This window comes from Lentzea jiangxiensis (assembly GCF_900104175.1).
GTDB classification, from domain to species: domain Bacteria; phylum Actinomycetota; class Actinomycetes; order Mycobacteriales; family Pseudonocardiaceae; genus Lentzea; species Lentzea jiangxiensis.
In genome coordinates this window covers 183228-202104 of sequence record NZ_FNIX01000001.1, presented here as the reverse complement: position 1 = coordinate 202104, position 18877 = coordinate 183228, and the positions used below count along the sequence as shown (strand labels likewise).

Annotated in this window: 22 protein-coding genes and 1 tRNA gene; 2 read left to right on the top strand and 21 right to left on the bottom strand. The window is 68.5% G+C overall.

All coding sequences use genetic code 11. The features are described from left to right. Positions 1–85: 85 nt before the first annotated feature. The 12 genes from BLQ91_RS01120 to rplJ form a co-directional block, all read right to left on the bottom strand. Complete coding sequence (locus BLQ91_RS01120; protein WP_090094689.1) at positions 86–601, bottom strand: nuclear transport factor 2 family protein; 516 nt, start codon at positions 599–601, stop codon at positions 86–88. Next, positions 601–1830, bottom strand: a complete 1230-nt coding sequence (locus BLQ91_RS01115) for an MCE family protein (RefSeq protein WP_090094688.1) — start codon at positions 1828–1830, stop codon at positions 601–603. The genes BLQ91_RS01120 and BLQ91_RS01115 overlap by 1 nt, the downstream gene beginning before the upstream one ends. After that, the gene (locus BLQ91_RS01110; RefSeq protein ID WP_245732929.1) at positions 1827–2981 is read right to left on the bottom strand and encodes an MCE family protein; all 1155 of its coding nucleotides are present in this window, start codon (positions 2979–2981) and stop codon (positions 1827–1829) included. Before BLQ91_RS01110 ends, BLQ91_RS01115 begins: the two co-directional genes overlap by 4 nt. A 41-nt stretch (positions 2982–3022) precedes the next feature. Then, positions 3023–4189 carry an MCE family protein gene (locus BLQ91_RS01105; protein ID WP_090094686.1) on the bottom strand — a complete coding sequence of 389 codons (1167 nt, stop codon included), beginning with the start codon at positions 4187–4189 and terminating at the stop codon, positions 3023–3025. Then, on the bottom strand, positions 4186–5187 hold the full coding sequence (locus BLQ91_RS01100) for an MCE family protein (protein ID WP_090095902.1): 1002 nt from the start codon (positions 5185–5187) through the stop codon (positions 4186–4188). The genes BLQ91_RS01105 and BLQ91_RS01100 overlap by 4 nt, the downstream gene beginning before the upstream one ends. Continuing rightward, positions 5184–6215, bottom strand: a complete 1032-nt coding sequence (locus BLQ91_RS01095; protein WP_090094685.1) for an MCE family protein — start codon at positions 6213–6215, stop codon at positions 5184–5186. The genes BLQ91_RS01100 and BLQ91_RS01095 overlap by 4 nt, the downstream gene beginning before the upstream one ends. Continuing rightward, the gene (locus BLQ91_RS01090) at positions 6212–7534 is read right to left on the bottom strand and encodes an MCE family protein (protein WP_342670600.1); all 1323 of its coding nucleotides are present in this window, start codon (positions 7532–7534) and stop codon (positions 6212–6214) included. Before BLQ91_RS01090 ends, BLQ91_RS01095 begins: the two co-directional genes overlap by 4 nt. Next, positions 7531–8340 carry an MlaE family ABC transporter permease gene (locus tag BLQ91_RS01085; RefSeq protein ID WP_090065886.1) on the bottom strand — a complete coding sequence of 270 codons (810 nt, stop codon included), beginning with the start codon at positions 8338–8340 and terminating at the stop codon, positions 7531–7533. Before BLQ91_RS01085 ends, BLQ91_RS01090 begins: the two co-directional genes overlap by 4 nt. Then, a complete protein-coding gene (locus tag BLQ91_RS01080) occupies positions 8340–9122 on the bottom strand; it encodes an MlaE family ABC transporter permease (protein ID WP_090094684.1) in 783 nt (260 codons plus the stop codon). The genes BLQ91_RS01085 and BLQ91_RS01080 overlap by 1 nt, the downstream gene beginning before the upstream one ends. Next, the gene (locus tag BLQ91_RS01075; protein WP_090095900.1) at positions 9119–10186 is read right to left on the bottom strand and encodes an ABC transporter ATP-binding protein; all 1068 of its coding nucleotides are present in this window, start codon (positions 10184–10186) and stop codon (positions 9119–9121) included. Before BLQ91_RS01075 ends, BLQ91_RS01080 begins: the two co-directional genes overlap by 4 nt. Before the next feature lie 321 nt (positions 10187–10507). Beyond that, positions 10508–10897: a 50S ribosomal protein L7/L12 gene (gene rplL, locus BLQ91_RS01070; RefSeq protein WP_090094683.1), complete on the bottom strand. Its 390-nt coding sequence runs from the start codon at positions 10895–10897 to the stop codon at positions 10508–10510. Positions 10898–10953: 56 nt separating this feature from the next. Beyond that, positions 10954–11508, bottom strand: a complete 555-nt coding sequence (rplJ, locus tag BLQ91_RS01065) for a 50S ribosomal protein L10 (RefSeq protein WP_090094682.1) — start codon at positions 11506–11508, stop codon at positions 10954–10956. A 245-nt stretch (positions 11509–11753) separates the two neighbouring features. On the opposite strand from rplJ, the gene BLQ91_RS01060 reads away from it, so the two are divergent. Then, positions 11754–12494, top strand: coding sequence for a hypothetical protein (locus BLQ91_RS01060; protein WP_090094681.1), 741 nt, complete (start codon positions 11754–11756; stop codon positions 12492–12494). A gap of 223 nt (positions 12495–12717) precedes the next feature. On the opposite strand, the gene BLQ91_RS01055 is transcribed toward BLQ91_RS01060, so the two are convergent. Further along, complete coding sequence (locus BLQ91_RS01055; protein ID WP_090094680.1) at positions 12718–13599, bottom strand: NAD(P)-dependent oxidoreductase; 882 nt, start codon at positions 13597–13599, stop codon at positions 12718–12720. Between the two features lie 84 nt (positions 13600–13683). On the opposite strand from BLQ91_RS01055, the gene BLQ91_RS01050 reads away from it, so the two are divergent. Next, positions 13684–14655, top strand: coding sequence for a GlxA family transcriptional regulator (locus BLQ91_RS01050; RefSeq protein ID WP_090094679.1), 972 nt, complete (start codon positions 13684–13686; stop codon positions 14653–14655). 63 nt (positions 14656–14718) lie between these two features. Here the strand turns inward: BLQ91_RS01050 and rplA are convergent, their stop codons facing one another. The 8 genes from rplA to rpmG form a co-directional block, all read right to left on the bottom strand. Further along, positions 14719–15429: a 50S ribosomal protein L1 gene (rplA, locus tag BLQ91_RS01045; protein WP_090094678.1), complete on the bottom strand. Its 711-nt coding sequence runs from the start codon at positions 15427–15429 to the stop codon at positions 14719–14721. Positions 15430–15508: 79 nt separating this feature from the next. Further along, positions 15509–15943 carry a 50S ribosomal protein L11 gene (gene rplK / locus BLQ91_RS01040; protein ID WP_065915943.1) on the bottom strand — a complete coding sequence of 145 codons (435 nt, stop codon included), beginning with the start codon at positions 15941–15943 and terminating at the stop codon, positions 15509–15511. Positions 15944–16028: 85 nt separating this feature from the next. Beyond that, positions 16029–16835, bottom strand: a complete 807-nt coding sequence (nusG, locus tag BLQ91_RS01035; protein ID WP_090094677.1) for a transcription termination/antitermination protein NusG — start codon at positions 16833–16835, stop codon at positions 16029–16031. A gap of 40 nt (positions 16836–16875) precedes the next feature. Beyond that, positions 16876–17289 carry a preprotein translocase subunit SecE gene (gene secE / locus BLQ91_RS01030; RefSeq protein ID WP_176959520.1) on the bottom strand — a complete coding sequence of 138 codons (414 nt, stop codon included), beginning with the start codon at positions 17287–17289 and terminating at the stop codon, positions 16876–16878. A gap of 34 nt (positions 17290–17323) precedes the next feature. Further along, a tRNA-Trp gene (locus BLQ91_RS01025) sits at positions 17324–17396 on the bottom strand. A gap of 236 nt (positions 17397–17632) precedes the next feature. Then, complete coding sequence (locus tag BLQ91_RS01020; RefSeq protein WP_090094675.1) at positions 17633–18040, bottom strand: MaoC/PaaZ C-terminal domain-containing protein; 408 nt, start codon at positions 18038–18040, stop codon at positions 17633–17635. After that, positions 18037–18486: a MaoC family dehydratase N-terminal domain-containing protein gene (locus tag BLQ91_RS01015; protein ID WP_090094674.1), complete on the bottom strand. Its 450-nt coding sequence runs from the start codon at positions 18484–18486 to the stop codon at positions 18037–18039. The genes BLQ91_RS01020 and BLQ91_RS01015 overlap by 4 nt, the downstream gene beginning before the upstream one ends. 92 nt (positions 18487–18578) lie before the next feature. Next, positions 18579–18743 (bottom strand): 50S ribosomal protein L33, encoded by a 165-nt coding sequence (rpmG, locus tag BLQ91_RS01010; RefSeq protein WP_015105301.1) that lies wholly within the window; start codon positions 18741–18743, stop codon positions 18579–18581. Positions 18744–18877 lie beyond the last annotated feature (134 nt).

The following is an 18877-nucleotide window of genomic DNA, read 5'->3' as shown; positions in this document are numbered from 1 at the left end:
TTCGGGCGGCCTCCTGCGGGCGGCGTGGGGATGGGGCGGCGGCGGGATGGGGGCACGTGCACTCGTCCAATCAACTCTGGCCGGATCAGACGCCGGCCCGCAGCGGGCCCAGCCGGCTCAGCTTCCAGCCGTCCTCGGTGCGGGTGAGCTCGGTCAGGTACCGGTTGATCTTGGTGACCTTCTGGCCGCCGTCGGGCGTCACGGTGCTCTCGACGACGGCGATCATCGAGGCGCTGCCCGCGCGGTCGTCCAGCTCGGTGATCGCGGCGTCGAGCACCTTCGACGTCGTCACGGACTTGGCGTCGACCAGCTGCTTCTTGCGCGAGTCCTTGTCCTTGTCGATCTCGGCGCGCAGGTCGCCGGTCGACGAGCTGAGCCAGCGCTGCAGGTCCTCGTCGACCTTCCGGTAGTCGAGCGTCAGGAAGTTCGTGATGCCGACCTGGCCGGAGCGCAGGGCCTCGTCGCGCGTCGCGGCGAACGACGACTCCGACGAGTGCGACGCCGAGTACCAGGCCACGCCCGCGTACGCCGCGAAGCCGAACGCCAGCACCGCCAGCACCGCGGCGACACCCAGGACCGTTCTGGCGGTGAAGATCCGCACTACTTCTTCTCCTCTGGCAAACCGAGCAGCTGGCCCAGCGACGTCAGCAGCGGCGCCTCGGGCACCGCCTGCTGCCCGGCCGGCTCCTGACCGGGCTGCGTCGTCGCGTTGCCCACCGGTGTCGTCGGCGTTCCTCCGTACGGCGCGTTCTGCGAGCCTCGCACCGACGTCGCCGACCCGCGCGCCAGAGCGCAGTAGGCCTGCGTGTTCAGCGGCGCGGCGGACGTGTCGTCACCCGTGCGGATGGTCGTGCCCTCGTACCCGACCGTGCACGGCATCGGGTCGAAGACGTTCAGCGCGAGCCCGAAGTGGGCCGTCCCGTCGCCCGGCGCCACGGTGAAACCGCCACCGACGGCGATCGGGTACGTCACGGCGATCTGCTCCAGACCGTCGCGCCTGGTCACGAGGATGTTCGACGTGGTCAGCAGGTTCGCGAAGACCACCCCGAGGTTCGGCCCGCTCTCCTTCAGCAACGCCGACACCTGCTCGGACGCGGGCGGCACGGCGACGATGAGCCGCCGCAGGTCGCCGTCGGAGGCCTTGAGCTGCTCGGCGAGCAGCCGCAGGTCGCCGCTGAACGACCGGATGGCGCCACCGGCGGCGGCCTGCGTGCCGAGCACGATCCGCCCGTCCGCGAGCAGCTTCGTGGTCTGCGGCAGGTGCTCGCGCGCGGCGGCCGTGAACGCGGCGGTGTTGTCGATCAGCAGCTGGAGGTCGCCACCGGTCCCGTTGAACGCCGTGTGCAGCTCGTCGACCACGGTCTTCAACGAGTCCGTGGGCACCGACGACGCGAACGCGTCCAGGTTGGACAGCAGCCCGTCGACCGGCGGCGGCGTCTTGGTCGCCGAGCGCGGGATGACCGACCCTGCCTGCAGGAACGGGCCCTCGTCCGACTTCGGCCGCAAGTCCACGTACTGCTCACCGACGGCGGACCGGTTGGCCACGACGGCCTCGGTCGCGGCCGGCACGCGCGGGGCGTCCGCGTCGAGCTCCAGGTCGACCTCGATGCCGTCGGAGGTCAGCCGCAGCTGCCCGACCCGGCCGATCGTGACGCCGCGGTAGGTGACCTCGGCGTTGGTGAAGATGCCGCCGGAGTCGGCGAGCTGCATCGTCACGACCGTCGACGCCGACTTGAACAGGCCCACGTACGTCGCGCTGACGTACGAGATGCCCAGCAATGCGACCAGCACGAACGCGCCGATCTTGAGCTTCGTCGACCGCAGGATCACTTGCGACCCCCTCCCAGCAGACCGCCGAGCAGGTCGCCCAGCCCGGACCCGGTCGGTTGCCCGGGGTTCGGCAGCGGGATGTTCGGCAGCGGGATGTTCGGCAGCGGCAACGGCGTGCCCGGTGTCGGCAGCAGCGAGTCGACCGGCGACTGCCGCGACCGGCCCAGGTTGTCGACGACCGTCCCGAGGTTCAGGTCGAGGTCGATGAACGCGTTGGTGTAGTCGCCCTTGATGCCGTCGAGCGCCTCGTCCGGGAACGGGTAGGTCAGCAGCAGCTCGAGCGACTTCGGCAGGTTCTGCCCCGACTCGGCGAGCTTCGTCAGCGTCGGCTGCAACGCCTTCAGGTCCGCCACGACGTCGTCACGGCTGCGGTTCACGGTGTCCGTGGCGACGTCGGAGAGGGTGTCCAGGGACTTCAGCAACGTCACGAGCTGGGTGCGCTGTTCCGCCAGCACGCGCAGGCCGGGCTCCAGGTCGGTCAGCGCGACGGCGATCTTCTCGCGCTGCTGGGCCAGCGTCCCGGCGAGCCGGTTCATCGAGTCGAGCGCGCGCACGATCTCCGCCTTGTGCTTGTCGAGCTCCCCGACGAACGTGTTGAGGTTGCCCAGCAACGAGCGGATCTCCTGCTCGTTGCCCTCCATCGCCGCGTTGAGCTCCTTGGTGATGTTCTGCAGCTGCGCGACACCACCGCCGTTGAGCAGCATCGACAACGCGCCGAAGACCTCTTCGACCTCGGGGTTGCGGTTGGTCTTCGACAACGGGATCACCGCGTTGTCCGCCAGCGTGCCGGTCGCGTCGGAGGGCTTGCCGAGCTCCACGAACTTCTCGCCGAGCAGTGCGGACTGGCGCAGCTTCGCGAACGCGTTGGCCGGCAGCCGCACGTCGCCGTTGACCAGCATGGTCACCTCGGCGGTCCAGCCGTCGGAGCCCAGGTCGATCTTCTCCACGCGCCCCACCGGCACGTCGTTGACCTTCACGCCGGCCTGCGGCACGAGGTCGAGCACGTCCTGGAACCGCGCCTTGACGCGGTACGGGTGGTCGCCGACGTCGGCGCCGCCGGGCAGCGGCATGGTGTAGACGCCGTCGAAGCCGCCGGAGCCGCAGCCCGAGACCAGCAGCACCGCGGTCAGTCCCGCCAGTGACTTCCTCACCGCACCTGACCTCACCGCACCCGACCTCACTGCACCTGACCTCATTGGGGCACCCCCGCGAGCGGCAGGGGCAGCGGCAGCCTGCCCGCGTTCAGGTCGCCCAGCACCTCGGCCGGCGACTTCAGCGGAACCGCGCCGGTCAGCAACGGCTCCAGCTGCTTGCACGTCTGCGCGAGCACGGGTGGCACGTTGTTCGGCGTCGCCTGCTGCACGAGCTTGCAGACCAGCACGATCGGCGGCTGGTTCAGCTCGTTGATGTTCGCGCGGGTGTCGAGCGTGCCGGACGCCGCGTTGTAGGAGTTCTGCAGGTTGCCCAGGGCCAGCGGGGCGACGTCGAGCGTCTCGGCCAGCGCCGCCCGCTGGTTCACGAGCACCTGCGTGATCGTCGCGAGCTTGTCCACGTTGGACTTGAGCACCTCGCGGTTGTCCTTGACGAACCCCTGCACCTGTCCCAGCGCGGTGGCGAGCTCCGAGAGCGCGGCACCGAGGTCGCCGCGTTCGTCGGCGAGCATCTTCGACACCTCGGCGAGCTGCTTGTTGAAGTCCCGCACCTGGCTGTCGTTCGCCGCCAGCATCGCGGTGAACTTCTGCAGGTTGTCCACGGTCGCGAACAGGTCCTCCTTGGACCCCGACAGCGTGCGCGTGGCCTGGCCCAGGTTCTTCAGCGTGTCGTTGAGCGCCTGGCCGTTGCCCTCGAGGTTCTTCGCCGCCGAGTTCAGCAGGTCGGCCAGCGCCCCGTCGGCGTTCGCTCCGTTGGGTCCCAACGCGGTCGTTAGCTTGTCGAGCGACGAGTACAGCTCGTCCAGCTCGACCGGCGTCGCGGTGCGCTCGCGCGGGATCACGGCGTCGTCACCCAGCGCGGGGCCACCGGTGTAGGCGGGCGCGAGCTGCACGTACCGGTCGCTGACCACGCTCGGCGAGACCACGACGGCCTGCGCGGTCTCGGGCACCCGCACGTCGCGGTCGAGCGTGAACACGACCTTCACGGTCCTGCCCTCGGGCGTGACCTCGTCGATCGTGCCGACCTTCACGCCGAGCACCCGCACGTCACCGCCGGGGTAGACGCCGACGGCCGCCGCGAAGTGCGCGGTGACCCTCCGCCCGTTCAGGCCGGCGAAGACCCACCAGAGCGCCGCCGTCACGACCAGTGCGAGCACGCACGCGATCGCGATGAAGCGCCCGGCCCTGCTCTGTGCCACGTCCGTCATCGCCGCACCCCCGGAGGCAGGCAGCCTTCCTCGTTGAACCCGACGACGCCGAGGTTCACCGAGGGCGGCAGCAGACCGCAGATGTAGGTGTCGAACCAGCGACCGTTGCCCAGGGTGTTCGCGAACACCCGGTAGAACGGCGCCATCAGCGCGAGGCTGCGGTCGAGGTTCTCCTGGTTGCGCTCCAGCACCCCGGTGACCCGGCCGAGCTGCTCCAGGGCCGGCTTGAGCTGGTTCTGGTTGTCCTGCACCAGACCGCCGAGCTCGCGGGACAGGTCGCGCGTGCCGGTCAGCAGCGCGCTGATCGCCTCACGGCGCTTGCGCAGTTCGCCGAGCAGCAGGTTGCCGTCCGACAGCAGCTTCTCGAACTCCGCGTTGCGGTCGGCGAGCGTCTTGGTCAGCTGCCGGGTGTTGTCCAGGAGCTTCGCGAGCTGCTCGTCGCGCGAGGAGATCGTCTTCGACAGCGCGGACAGGCCGTCCAGCGCGCCGCGGACGTGCTCCGGCGAGTTCCTGAAGGTGTCGGACAGGACCGTGAAGCTGTCCGCGAGCTGCTTGGTGTCGATCTGGCCGACCGTCGTCGCGAGCCCGTTGAACGCCTCGTTCACGTCGTACGGCGCGAGCGTGCGTTCCTTCGGGATCGGGGTGCCCGGCGACAGCGGCTGGCTGCCCTGCGGGTCCAGCGCCACGAACTTCTGGCCCAGCAACGTCTTGATGCGGATCATCGCGGTCGTCCGGTCGCCCACCCAGGCGTCCTTGACCTTGAACGTCACCCGCACCCTGTCGCCGTGGAGCTTGACCTTGGTGACCTTGCCGACCTTCACGCCGGCGACGCGCACCTCGTTGCCGGGCACCAGTCCCGCGGCCTCGCTGAAGTCCGCGGCGTAGCTCGTGCCGCCGCCGACGATCGGCAGGTCGTCGGAGTAGAACGCGGCCAGCAGCACCAGGGCGATCAACGTCAGGCTGATCGCGCCGGTCCTGATCGGGTTGGTGGTCTTCATCGGCGGCACCTCTGCTGTGTCACCGGCAGCGCCGTGATCGGGATCGGGTTGCTGATGACCGGCGGCACGGCGACCTGGCCACTGGCCTCGCACAGGTAGAAGTTGAACCACGAGCCGTAGGTCGCGGTCCGCGTGATCGTCTCCAGCTTGTTCGGCAGGCGCTGCAGCATGCCGTCGACCACGGCCTCGCTGTCCCCCAGCGTCTTCGAGACGATGCCGAGCTGCGCGATGTCGTTGCGCAACGGCTCGCGCCCCTGCTCCAGCAGCCCGGAGGTGGCCTGGGTCAGGTCGCCGAGCGCGGTGATCGCGTCACCGATCGGCTGGCGGTCCTGCGCGAGGCCGGACACCAGCGCCTGCAACGTGACGACGAGGTTGGTGAAGTCCTCGTCGCGCGAGTTCACGGTCTCGAGGGCGGTGTTGAGGTTGTCGACGACCTCGCCGATCACCTTGTCCTTGCCCGCGAGGGTGCTGGTCAGCGACGCCGTGTGCTGCAGCAGGCTGTCGATCGTGCTGCCTTCTCCCTGCAGCACCTGGATGATCTCGAACGACAGCTTGTTCACGTCCTCCGGCGACAGCGCCTGGAAGAGCGGCTTGAAGCCGTTGAACAGCACCGTGAGGTCCAGCGCCGGCTTCGTGCGGTCCAGCGGGATGGTGCCGCCCTCGGGCAGCACGGCGCTGGTGTCGCCCGTGCCGGACTCCAGCGCGATGTACCGCTGCCCCACCAGGTTGCGGTACTTGATCGTCGCCGTCACCGACTCCGGCAGCTCGCGGTCGCCGTCGATCGAGAACGCCACCTCGGCGGTCTTGCGGTCGACGACCCTGATCTCGTCGACCTGGCCGACGCGGACGCCGGCGATGCGGACGTCGTCACCCTCGTTCAACGCCGTGACGTCGGTGAACTGCGCCTTGTAGCCCGTGGCGGCGCCGAGGCTCACGTTGGCGATGGTCACCGCGAGCAGCGTCGTGGCGAGGATCGTGACCAGCGCGAAGGTGATCAACTTGAGCAGCGGTGCGAGCACGCCCTTCACTTGACCGTCACCTCCGCTCCTCGGACCAGCGGTCCCAGCAGCAGGCTCGACCAGCCCGGCATGTCCTGCGGCTCGACGCCCACGCGGGGTCCGAACAGCGCCGCGACCAGCCGCGCCTCCTCCGGCGAGTTGGCGAGGTTGACGGCGTCCTGGGCGGACGACGGGATGGTCGAGCCGGGCGGCAGGACCCCGTCGTTCGCGACGCGGGCGGGCGGCGGTGAGCTGGAGCCGTCCTGCACCGGCCCGTCCGGCGGGTACTGCGGGAAGGGGTCCGGCCTCGGGACCAGGTCGTAGCAGCGGGGTCCGCGCTTGTCGCGGTACTCGGGCTCGTCGAGGTTCGGCCGGTACTTGCCGCGGTTCTGCGTGATCTCCAGCGTGATGTGCAGACCGGGCTCGTTGGTGCCCTGGCCGAACGCCTTGCTGATGATCGGTTCGAACTCAGCGAGGCCCTTGAGCAGGCAGGGGTACTCGGGCGCGTACTTCGCGAGCAGCTCGAGCGTCGGGCGGCTCGTGCCGGCGAGGTTGATGATGTTGTTCTTGTTGACCGTGACGAAGCTCGTGAGGTCCTGCGACGTCGTGGTCAGCGTGCCGTAGAGCGACAGCAGGTTGTCGCGCTGCTCGACGACGGTCTTGGTCGTCGTGGTCATGTCGTTGAGCGCCTGCAGCAGGTCCGGCGCGGCGTCCGCGTAGACGTTCGAGACGTCCGCGAGCCGGGAGATGTTCTCCTTCAACGCGGGCAGCTGCGGGTTGAGCTCGCCGAGGTAGGAGTCGAGCGACACCAGCGTCTCGCCGAGCGGCTTGCCGCGGCCGTCGAGCGCCTGCGACAACGCGGTGAGGGTGGTGGCGAGCTTCTCCGGCTGGATCGCCTGCAGCACCGGCATCAGGTTGTCCAGCACGCGTTCGAGTTCGATCGCGCTGCTGGTGCGGTCCTGCTCGATGACCGCGCCCTCCGTGATGGCCGCGCCTTTCTGCCGCGGCAGCACGAGGTTCACGTACCGCTCGCCGAACAACGTCTTGGGCAGCAGCCGCGCGCTCACGTTGGCGGGGATCTGCTCCACCTTGTCCGGCAGCAGCGCGAGCTCCAGCTCGGCGCCGTCACCGCTGGTGCGCACGGCCTTGACCGAGCCGACGATCAGCCCGCGCACCTTGACGTCGCTCGCGGTCTGCAACTGGTTGCCGATGCGGTCGGTCTTGAGCGTGACCTTGACGTAGTCGCTGAAGACGTCCTTGTAGAGCGCCACCGTGAGCGACAGGAACATGGCGATCGCGAGGAGGAAGGCGATGCCCAGAACGCGCTGCGACCCCTTCTTCGGCATCATCCCGCGATCCTCACCGTCGTCGTCGCGCCCCAGATCGCGAGGCTCAGGAAGAAGTCGAGCAGCGCCGTCGTGACGATCGCGGTCCGCACCGCGCGGCCGACCGCGACACCGACACCGGCGGGGCCACCGGACGCGCGGTAGCCGTAGTAGCAGTGGGTCATGATGATCACGACCGCGAAGACCAGCACCTTGCCGAACGACCAGAGCACGTCGATCGGCGGCAGGAACAGGTTGAAGTAGTGGTCGTACGTGCCGGCCGACTGCCCGTAGAACTCGACGGTGATCGTTCTCGCCGCCAGGTAGCTCGTCAGCAGGCCGATCACGTAGAGCGGGATGATCGCGACGAAGCCCGCGATGATCCGCGTGGTCACGAGGAACGGCAGGCTGGGGATGCCCATGACCTCCAGCGCGTCGATCTCCTCGGAGATCCGCATCGCGCCGAGCTGGGCCGTGAAGCCGGACCCGACCGTGGCGCTCAACGCCAGTCCCGCGACCAGCGGCGCGATCTCGCGGGTGTTGAAGTAGGCGGACACGAAGCCGGCGAACGCGGACGTGCCGATCTGGTTGAGGGCCGTGAAGCCCTGCAGGCCGACGACGGTTCCGGTGAACACGCTCAGCCCGACCATCACGCCGATCGTGCCGCCGATGACCGCGAGCGCACCGCTGCCGAAGCTGACCTCGGCCAGCAGCCGCAGCGTCTCCTTGGAGTACCGCTTGAGCGCGCGGGGCGTCCAGGCCAGCGCCTTGATGTAGAACGACAGCTGGTCGCCGAACCCGTCCAGGGTGGACAGCACCTTGTTCGCCATCAGCTCCCCTTCGCGGGCACGACCTGCAGGTAGATCGTGGTGAGGACGAAGTTGACGAAGAACAGCAGCAGGAACGTGATGACCACGGCCTGGTTGACCGCGTCCCCGACGCCCTTCGGCCCACCGGCCGGGTTCAGGCCCCGATAGGCGGCGACGATGCCCGCGATGAACCCGAAGATCAGCGCCTTGAGCTCGCTGATCCACAGGTCGGGCAGCTGCGCCAGCGCGGAGAAGCTCGCGAGGTACGCGCCGGGCGTGCCGTCCTGCATGATCACGTTGAAGAAGTAGCCGCCGAGCACACCGACGACGCTGACCATGCCGTTGAGCAGCACGGACACCAGCATCGCCGCCAGCACCCGCGGCACCACGAGCCGGTGGATCGGGCTGACGCCGAGCACCTCCATCGCGTCGATCTCCTCGCGGATCTTCCGCGACCCGAGGTCCGCGCAGATGGCACTGCCACCCGCACCCGCGATGAGCAGCGCCGTCACGATCGGACTGGCCTGCTGGATGATCGCCAGCACGCTCGCCGCACCCGTGAACGACTGAGCACCGATCTGCCGCGTCAGCGACCCGAGCTGCAGCGCGATGACCGCACCGAACGGGATCGACACGAGCGCCGTCGGCAACACCGTCACGCTGACGATGAACCAGCTCTGCTGGATGAACTCGCGCAGCTGGAAGGGCCGCCGGAACGACGTCCGCACGACGTCGATCCCGAGCTGGCACAGCTTGCCGGTCTCCCGCAGGGCGCCGGCCCCGGGAAAGGTCTGGGTGCTCACAGCACACCACCGTGCCGAGGCCAGGGGGAGGGTGCGGGAGCGGCGACGGGCGTTCCGACGTGCACGCCGTACCGCGCCTGCTCCTCGCTCGTCAGGCTCGCGATGATCCCCTGCTGGGCTTCGAACGGCAGCTGGTGGATGATCGACATGACCCGGTCCTTCCGCCGCCGCACCGCATCCCGGTAGGGCAGTCCTGGCGTCGGCTCCAGCTGCGGCACGACACCCCGCATGTCCTCGTCCGGCGACCCGTCCGAGTGCCCGGCGTCGGCATGGGCCTGCTCGGCGGCCATCGTGGCCTGGTCCTTCTCCTCGGACATGCCGATGGGCCCGAGCCGCCGGCCGTTGAGGAACTGCTCGACCACGGGCTCGTCGCTGGTCAGCAGCACCTCACGCGGCCCGAACATGACGAGTTCCCGCCGGAACAGCATCCCGAGGTTGTCCGGCACGGTCCGAGCGATGTTGATGTTGTGCGTGACGATCAGGATCGTCGCGTCGATCTGCGCGTTGAGGTCGATCAGCAACTGGCTGAGGTAGGCGGTCCGGACGGGGTCCAACCCGGAGTCCGGCTCGTCGCACAGGATGATCTCGGGGTCGAGCACCAGCGCACGGGCGAGACCGGCCCTCTTGCGCATACCGCCGGAGATCTCACCGGGGAGCTTCTTCTCCGCACCGACGAGACCGACCATCTCCATCTTCTCGAGGACGATCCGCCGGACCTCGGCCTCGGTCTTGCGGGTGTGCTCGCGCAACGGGAAGGCGATGTTGTCGTACAGGTTCATCGACCCGAACAACGCGCCGTCCTGGAACAGGACGCCGAACATCTTCCGGATCTCGTACAACCTGTGCTCGGAGCACCGCACGAGGTCCGTGCCGTTGATGACGATCCTGCCCTGCTCGGGCTTGAGCAACCCGACCAACGACTTCAGGAACACGCTCTTGCCCGTACCCGACGGCCCGAGCATCACGCTGACCTCACCCGGCGGCAACGTGAGCGTGACGTCCTGCCAGATGGTCTGCTTGCCGAAGGACTTGGTCAGACCCTCGACGACCACCTCGACACCCATCCACGCACCTCCGCACACGCCCGACGACACCGAGGCGATCGGCGTCACACTGGGGCAACGAGTTCGTTCGCGGCAGGTTACTCACCAGTTGGGTTAACGGCGGTTGCGGTCGGATAACAGCACGCAGCGTGACCTCGCAAAACGACCACCGAACCCGGGTTCGCCGCCTGACGACCCGGAATTTCGAGACCGGCGTGACTACGAACACATCGCTGGCGAAACCGGCGCGGAACAACGAAAACGGGCGTGCACCCCCGTTGAAGGGTGCACGCCCGTTCAGGCACTGCAAGGCAGAGCGCAGGCCCCCGCAGGGGCCTCAGATCACTTGAGGGTGATCTTGGCGCCGGCAGCCTCGAGCTTCTCCTTGGCGGCGTCGGCGACGTCCTTGGCCACGCCCTCGAGGATCGCCTTCGGAGCGGACTCGACGAGCTCCTTGGCCTCCTTCAGACCCAGGCCGGAGACGACCTCGCGGACGACCTTGATGACCTGGATCTTCTTGTCGCCGGCCGACTCGAGGACGACGTTGAAGTCCGTCTGCTCCTCGACCTCGGCAGCAGCGCCACCGGCGGGGCCGGCAGCGGCGGCAACGGCGACGGGCGCCGCGGCGGTGACCTCGAAGGTCTCCTCGAACTGCTTCACGAACTCGGACAGCTCCAGGAGGGTCATCTCCTTGAAAGCGTCGAGCAGCTCTTCGGTGCTGAGCTTCGCCATGATCGGCGGTCCTTTCTAATCTCCCGCGCGAAAGCGCCGGGCGTGTCTTCGGGTGATCAGCTTTCGGCGGGAGCGTCGGCCTCGGCGGCGGGAGCCGCGGCGGCCTTCTTCTCCTGCAGGGCAGCAGCCAGGCGAGCGACCTGGGAAGCCGGGGCGTTGAACAGACCCGCGGCCTTGGCCAGGTTGCCCTTCATCGCGCCCGCGAGCTTCGCGAGCAGCACCTCACGGCTTTCGAGGTCCGCGATAGCGGTGACCTCGTCGACCGAGAGCGGGCGGCCATCCATGTAGCCGCCCTTGATGACCAGGGCCTTGTTGTCCTTCGCGAAGTCGCGGATCGCCTTGGCGGCGTCGACGGGCTCGCCCTCGACGAACGCGATGGCGGTCGGACCGGACAGGAAGGCCTCGAGGCCCTCGACGCCGGCGTCCGCAGCGGCCAGCTTGACCAGCGTGTTCTTCGCGACGGTGTACTTGGTGCCCGCGCCGAGAGCGCGACGCAGCGTGGTGAGCTGCGCCATGGAGAGGCCACGGTACTCGGTGACAACCGCTGCCGAGCTGCTGCGGAACTGGTCCGCGAGCTCAGCGACCGCCGTAACCTTGCTGGGCTTCGCCATGATCGCCTCCTCTCTGGGCTGGGTTAGACCACAGACTGGAGAAGGTCCCGAAACAACAAAAACGCCCACGCGCACAAGCAGCACGGGGCGTCACACAAAGCTTTGCCTCGTCCTCCCTGCGCGGGCCGCCCGTGTTGCAACGGGGCCTTCGTTCTCCTTGCGGAGACAACCTGCGGTCTTCGGTAGAACCATCGAAAACAGTACTCGACTGTGTAGCGGTGGACCAAATCGGCATGATGTGACGTGTGACCGACGAGCCCGGCAAGGACCTCGCGCCCCGCCAGCCGCCCACGCCGCAGCCCCCGATGCCGCAGCAACCCGTGCCGCAGCACCCCGCGCCGCAGATCGACCCGGAGCAGCTGCGGCAGTTCCAGGAGTTCCAGCGCTTCCAGGAGTTCCAGCGCTACCAGGAGGCGACGGGCCAGGCACCGCAGGTCCCGCAGCAGCCCGGCGGCAAGCGCTGGTGGCTCGTCGTGCTCGGCAGCCGCATCTTCTGGCGCGCGCTGTTCTTCCTGCTCGTCGTCTTCTCGGCGATGTGGGCCTACAACCACTTCTTCGGCGTCGACGACCCCGGCGACATCGCCCAGGACAGCGGCGGCGTCACCGGCCCCGCCCAGGGCCTCTCGGCTCCGGCGGGTCTGCAGGGCACGGTCGGCATGTTCTACAAGCACGTCTCGTTCGCGGACACGACCCGCGCCTGCACGCTGTTCCTGCGCGACGACACCCGCCAGAAGTTCGCGAACGCCTACGGCGCAAGCGATTGCGCGGCGGCGGTCAAGACGCTGAAGGCCCAGGTGACCAGCGTCGACAGGTACCAGCAGGTCATGTTCCCGCCGGACATGCTGAAAACCCCGACCTCCACCGAGGTCACCATCGACTCCTGCGCCCTGACCGTCGAGGGCGGCCCGCGGCTCGGCTCGTTCGTCGTCGAGAAGGTCAACGCCGGCTGGGTCATCACCGACTGGAACCCCAGCACCTGTGGTTGATCGCACCGGGGGTGCCCAGCCCTGACAAGGTCGCGTGCGGGAACACCGTCGCCGCGGTCGCGGGCGACTACGAGCGGCAGCTGCTCGACCTGCTCGACCCGAGGCCCGGTCGGGGCGTCCTGGACCCGGGCTGCGGGCACGCCACGCGCTGCCGTTCGAAGACGGACCGCGCGTTGAAGCACGTCACGAATCCCGCGGCGGTCTCGCCGCGCCGCCGGTGTTCCTACTCGCGGCCCGCGAACCGTTGTGACGCCTCGAAAGACTCGACGGCACGGGCGAAGCTGTCCGTGCCGTGCCCCTCGGCGACCTGCCGGTCGACCAGCTCCTTGACCGACTCGAGCGCGGCGAACGGAACGCCCTGCGCTCGCGCGGCCCGCAGGAGCATGCCCAGTCCCGTCTGGTTCATCGCGAGGCTCGACTCCCCCGCGGCGTAGCTCCCGCTGTCGATCTCGTCGGCGAACGTGACCAGCGCGGGCTGCAGATCAGCCAGCCACGACAGCAACACCGGCGTGAGCTCGGCGACCCTGATCCCGCCCGACCGGGCCAGCGCCGCCGCGTGCAGGAAGCCGCCGAGCAACCCGTACATCGCGGACAGGATCGCCACGTCGTACCCGGACGCGCGTCCGGCGTCGTCCCCGAGCAACGTGACCTTTCCCAGCAGCCCCAACACTTCCCGCCACCGGGCGGGCACCGCGGAGGAACCGCTGTAGTTGATGGACGACTCGGCGGTGCCGATCGTCTGCGGCACGGCGTACACGGCGCCGTGCAGGTACTCGGCCCCCTGCTCCGCCGCCCAGCGGGCCATCTCGCGCGCCTCCTCCGGGGTGCCGGAGGTGACGTTCACCAGCGCCCGCCCACGCACGTCCGCCCCGCGCAGCACCTCCCGCGCCGCCGGGTGGTCGAGCACGGCGACGACCACGAGGTCGGCGGACGCCACCGCCTCGGCGACCGTCGGCGCCACCACCGCTCCGCCCACCGCGAGCTCGGAAGCCTTTGCGGCGGAACGGTTCCACACGGTGACCGAGTGCCCGCCCCGCAGGAACGCCTCGGCCAGCGCGCGTCCCAGATTGCCCAGTCCCAGCACGGTGATCGCTTCAGATGTCATGGCTCCAGCTTCGCCAGAGGTGATCACCTCGACCAGTGACCGGAATGACCCCTTTCACCAAATTCCTGCCATAGGCTGGCGGGCATGAGCGCTGGTTCCGTCGCCCTGATCGTCCCCGGCGACTTCGGCGTCGCCGACCTCTACGAACTGGGCATCCCCGCCGCCGTCTTCGGCACGCCCCAGCCCGATCTCGCCGACCCCTGGTACGAGTTGTGGTTGTGCGGCACCGGAAACCGCACCGGCACTACCACTCCGAGCTTCACCCTGCACAGCACGCACGGGCTTGAGGACACCGTGCGCGCGGACACCGTCATCGTGTCGTGGGTGCCGGACGAGGTAATCGAGGACAACGCGCCAGTACCGCCCGACCTGGTCGCGGCCTTGCGCGCGGCTCACGACAACGGCGCACGGATCGTGTCGGCGTGCGTCGGCGCGTACGCCCTGGCCGAGGCCGGCCTGCTGGACGGCAAGAGGGCCACCGCGCACTGGATGCACACGGCACTGCTGGCCGAGCGCTATCCGAAGATCCACGTCGACGACTCCCAGCTCTACGTCGACGAGGGTGACGTGCTGACCAGCGCGGGCATGTCCGCGGGTCTCGACGTGTGCCTGCACCTCGTCCGCCGCGACCTCGGCGCCCACGTCGCGAACCAGTTGGCCCGCCGGATGGTCGTGCCGGGACACCGCCCCGGTCACCTCGGGCAGTTCGTCGACCTGTCCGTCCCCACCAGTGACGCCCACGGCCTGGCGCCGGTGCTCGACTGGGCCCGCGCCCGCCTCGACGAGCCGCTGACGATCGAGGACCTCGCCCGCAAGGCGGGGATGAGCCCCCGGACGTTCTACCGCAGGCTCCACGCCACCACCGGCACGACGCCGCTGCAGTGGCTGCTGGGCGAACGCATCACCAGGGCGCAGGTCCTGCTGGAGTCGACCGACCTGCCGATGGAGAAGATCGCGGCGCTGAGCGGCATCGGCACGGCCAACAACCTGCGCCACCACTTCCTGAAGCAGGTGGGGAGGTCCCCCAGCGACCACCGGCAGGCGTTCCGGCGCTGAACAGCGAAAAGGCCCCCGGCGAACCGGGGGCCTTTCACGGGGTCAAGCTCGAACCGGAGAGGCTCAGGCCTCGTCCACCAGCAGGTTGCGGGTGCGGTTCGGGTCGACCGGGATGCCAGGGCCCATCGTCGTGGAGACGGTGACCTTCTTGACGTACCGGCCCTTGGCCGCGGACGGCTTGGCGCGGAGCACCTCGTCCAGCGCGGCCGCGTAGTTCTCGACCAGCTTCTCGGAGTCGAACGACACCTTGCCGATGACGAAGTGCAGGTTGGCCTGCTTGTCAACGCGGAAGTTGATCTTTCCGCCCTTGATGTCGTTGACGGCCTTGGTGACCTCGGGGGTCACGGTGCCGGTCTTGGGGTTCGGCATCAGGCCACGCGGGCCGAGGATGCGGGCGATGCGGCCGACCTTCGCCATCTGGTCGGGGGTCGCGATCGCGGCGTCGAAGTCGAGCCAGCCACCCTGGATGCGCTCGATCAGGTCCTCGGAGCCGACCGCGTCCGCACCGGCGGCCTCGGCCTCGGCGGCCTTGTCACCGGTCGCGAAGACGATCACGCGGGCGGTCTTGCCCGTACCGTGCGGCAGGTTCACGGTGCCGCGGACCATCTGGTCGGCCTTGCGGGGGTCGACGCCGAGGCGAATCGCGACCTCGACGGTCGCGTCCAGCTTCACCTTGGACGTTTCCTTGGCGAGCTTGGCGGCCTCCAGCGGCGAGTACAGCCGCTCCCGGTCCACCAGCTCGGCGGCGGCCTTGTAGGCCTTGCTGCGCTTCATGACTCTGTCCTTACCGTGGATCAGTTCGTGGTGAATGAGCCGCGCTCGGCTCTCCCACGCTTGCTCAAAGAGGGTGTGGTCAGCCTTCGACCGTGATGCCCATGGAACGGGCGGTGCCGGCGATGATCTTCGCGGCCTGGTCGATGTCGTTCGCGTTCAGGTCGACCATCTTGGTCTGCGCGATCTGACGCACCTGCTCCATGGTCACCTTGGCGACCTTGACGCGGTGCGGCTCGCCGCTGCCCTTGTCGACACCCGCGGCGGCGAGGATGAGTCGCGCGGCCGGCGGGGTCTTGAGCTTGAAGTCGAACGAGCGGTCTTCGTACACGGAGATCTCGACCGGCACGACCTGACCGCGCTGCGACTCGGTCGCGGCGTTGTAGGCCTTGCAGAACTCCATGATGTTGACGCCGTGCTGACCCAGCGCGGGACCAACGGGCGGCGCCGGGTTGGCGGCACCAGCCTTGATCTGCAGCTTGATGATCGCTGACAGCTTCTTCTTCTTGGGTGGCATTGTCCGTACTTCCTGTTATTGCGGTGTCCGCGCGCGGCCCTGCCAGCCGCAGCGTGGCCGATCGGTCGTCCCGGAGGGAGACCGCTCAGATCTTGGAGACCTGGCTGAACGACAGCTCGACCGGCGTCTCCCGGCCGAAGATCGACACCAGGACCTTCAGCTTCTGGCCGTCCGCGTTGACCTCGCTGATCGTGGCGGGCAGCGTGGCGAACGGGCCGTCCATGACGGTGACCGACTCGCCGACCTCGAAGTCGACCTCGATGGTCGGCTTCGGTGCGCTGGTGGAGGCGGCCTTCTTGCCCTCGGCCGGCTTCTGCTCCTGCTGCGGGAGCAGGAACTTCAGCACCTCGTCGATCGTGAGGGGCGAGGGCTTCGAGGTGGCTCCGACGAACCCGGTGACGCCCGGCGTGTTGCGGACGGCGCTCCAGGACGCGTCGGTGAGCTCCATGCGGACCAGGATGTAGCCGGGCAGCACCTTGCGCTGCACCAGCTTGCGCTGGCCGTTCTTGATCTCGGTGACCTCTTCGGTCGGCACCTCGACCTGGAAGATGTAGTCCTCCATGTCGAGGGTGTGGATACGAGTCTCGAGGTTCGCCTTGACCTTGTTCTCGTAACCGGCGTAGGAGTGCACGACGTACCAGTCGCCGGGCGCGCGGCGCAGGGCCTGACGCAGCTCTTCGGCGGGGTCGGCGACCTCTTCGTCGATCGGGGTCTCGTCGATCGCGAGAACGTCCACGTCCTCTTCGGACGAGTCCTCGACGTCGGCGTCTTCGACGTCCTCGGAGTCCACAGCCTCCGACTCGACCGTCTCGTCGGCGGTGGTGTCCTCGGACACCTCGTCGTCGGTGAGGTCGGTCTTCTCCTGGGCGTCAACGCCGTTGTCGGAGCTCACTGTGGATCTCGCTTCCTGGTTGCAGCGGCAGCTGTCCGGCTCAGCCGAACAGCTCGAAAACAGCCGCGCCGAAGCCGAGGTCGAGAGCCCACACCAGCGCCACCATGAAGACCACGAACACCAGCACGACGCCGGTGTAGGTGACCAACTGCTTGCGCGTCGGCCAGATCACCTTGCGGAGTTCGCTGACGACCTCGCGGATGTAGCGGAAGATCCGCCCGATCAACGAGGGACGCTTCTCCAGCCCTTCACGGGTCTTGGTCGGGCGACCCTTCTTCACGTCCTCGTCCGAGGTGTCGGCCTTGAGGACGCTCTTCTTCGACTCAGCGCTGCTGCCGTCCTTGCGGGCGGCCGGGCGAGAGGAGGCACGACGTTCACGTCGCGCCGCAGCAGTGGACGGCCGGACAGCGCCTTCGCGCTCCTCCGGCTGGTCCTGCTCGCGGCCCTCGCTCATGCCGTCCTCCACTCCACCCATGACGCTTCGACAGCAGGGGCGACAGGACTTGAACCTGCAACCTGCGGTTTTGGAGACCGCTGCTCTGCCAGTTGAGCTACACCCCTTCGGGTTCCCGATCGGGAACCCCTGGCCAAGCAGGAAGTGTACGGGAGGCTGCCCCGTCCATTCCAACCAGACCGCTCAATCACCTGCCGAGCGGCCTGTCGCACAGCCTACCCACACGTCGGCCGAGAACACGAATCAGGGTCGTGCAACTGAGGGCGCGTGCGGGTCCGGACATCCCGTGAGCACGGCAAACACCACCGGACCGGGTGACCCGGTGGTGTTCTTGATCACAAGTTCACGCGACGCGCACGCGGGCGAAGGCGCCCGTCAACACCGACTTGCCGTCAAAAGCCGCGTTGATGTTGACCTTCACAGTTCCGTCCTCGAAGTCCTTGGTGACCTTCGCGGTGACCTCGACCAGCGCGCCCTCTCCGTCGTTCGGCACGACGACGGGCCGGCCGAAGCGGCAGCCGTACTCGACGATCGCGCCGGGGTCGCCGATCCACTCGGCGACGATCCGCGACGCCACGGCCATCGTCAGCATGCCGTGCGCGATGACGTCGGGGAGGCCGACGTCCTTCGCGGTCTTCTCGTTCCAGTGGATGGGGTTGAAGTCCAGCGAGGCGCCCGCGTAGCGCACCAGGTCGGCTCGCGTGAGGCGCACGGACAGCGCCGGCAGCTCGGTGCCCACTTCGACGGTCATGCGTCCTGTCCCCTCACGACGAGCATCGACTTGGCGGTGGCGACGAGCTCGCCGTCGACCGTGCTGATCTCGGTCCGCACGGTCACCATGTCGTTGCCCATGCGGGACGTGATGGAGTCGATGTGCGCCACGCAGACGAGCTGGTCGCCCGCGGTGATGGGCCGGTGGTGGGTGAAGTTCTGGTCGCCGTGCACGACGCGGCTGTAGTCGAGCCGCAGCTCCGGGTCGAACATGACCGTCTCGTTCGTCTTCATCGACACGACGATCGCGAACGTCGGCGGGGCGATGACGTCCCTGTGCCCCAGCGCCTTCGCGGCTTCGGCGTCGCGGTAGGCCGGGCTGGTCGCGCCGATCGCGTCGGCGAACTCGCGGATCTTCTCGCGGCTCACGTCGTACGGCTGCGACGGCGGATAACTACGTCCGGTGAAAGCGGGGTCGAGAGGCACCTGAGCAGCCTATAGGGCTCCTCGAACGCCACAGAAACGACGAAGCCCGCCCCCGGCGTGCGGGACGGGCTTCGTCGAAGGCTGTTACGCGCTCAGCGGGTTTCCTTGTGCGCGCGGTGCGTCTTGCAGTTCGGGCAGAACTTCTTGATCTCCAGGCGGTCCGGGTCGTTGCGCCGGTTCTTCCTGGTGATGTAGTTCCGGTGCTTGCACTCCTCGCACGCGAGGGTGATCTTCGGGCGTACGTCGGTTGCAGCCACGGTCCTTGCCTTCCTGAGAGCACACGAGACCCCGTAGGACCCAGTCCGGGCTTACCGTCTGGCGGGGCGGGCAACAAGACGCTGCCCTGGCAATGCTTCCCGGTGAACCTGCGTACCGGGGGCATGGGGGCTCG

Excerpts from the sequence above, each read along its gene's own strand:
- BLQ91_RS01075 (WP_090095900.1), bottom strand. The coding sequence starts at position 10,186 with ATGGGTGTCGAGGTGGTCGTCGAGGGTCTGACCAAGTCCTTCGGCAAG.
- BLQ91_RS01105 (WP_090094686.1), bottom strand. The coding sequence starts at position 4,189 with ATGACGGACGTGGCACAGAGCAGGGCCGGGCGCTTCATCGCGATCGCG.
- BLQ91_RS01085 (WP_090065886.1), bottom strand. The coding sequence starts at position 8,340 with ATGGCGAACAAGGTGCTGTCCACCCTGGACGGGTTCGGCGACCAGCTG.
- rplA (WP_090094678.1), bottom strand. The coding sequence starts at position 15,429 with ATGAAGCGCAGCAAGGCCTACAAGGCCGCCGCCGAGCTGGTGGACCGG.
- BLQ91_RS01050 (WP_090094679.1), top strand. The coding sequence starts at position 13,684 with ATGAGCGCTGGTTCCGTCGCCCTGATCGTCCCCGGCGACTTCGGCGTC.
- rplL (WP_090094683.1), bottom strand. The coding sequence starts at position 10,897 with ATGGCGAAGCTCAGCACCGAAGAGCTGCTCGACGCTTTCAAGGAGATG.
- rplK (WP_065915943.1), bottom strand. The coding sequence starts at position 15,943 with ATGCCACCCAAGAAGAAGAAGCTGTCAGCGATCATCAAGCTGCAGATC.
- secE (WP_176959520.1), bottom strand. The coding sequence starts at position 17,289 with ATGAGCGAGGGCCGCGAGCAGGACCAGCCGGAGGAGCGCGAAGGCGCT.
- BLQ91_RS01100 (WP_090095902.1), bottom strand. The coding sequence starts at position 5,187 with ATGAAGACCACCAACCCGATCAGGACCGGCGCGATCAGCCTGACGTTG.
- BLQ91_RS01020 (WP_090094675.1), bottom strand. The coding sequence starts at position 18,040 with ATGACCGTCGAAGTGGGCACCGAGCTGCCGGCGCTGTCCGTGCGCCTC.
- BLQ91_RS01090 (WP_342670600.1), bottom strand. The coding sequence starts at position 7,534 with ATGATGCCGAAGAAGGGGTCGCAGCGCGTTCTGGGCATCGCCTTCCTC.
- BLQ91_RS01055 (WP_090094680.1), bottom strand. The coding sequence starts at position 13,599 with ATGACATCTGAAGCGATCACCGTGCTGGGACTGGGCAATCTGGGACGC.
- rplJ (WP_090094682.1), bottom strand. The coding sequence starts at position 11,508 with ATGGCGAAGCCCAGCAAGGTTACGGCGGTCGCTGAGCTCGCGGACCAG.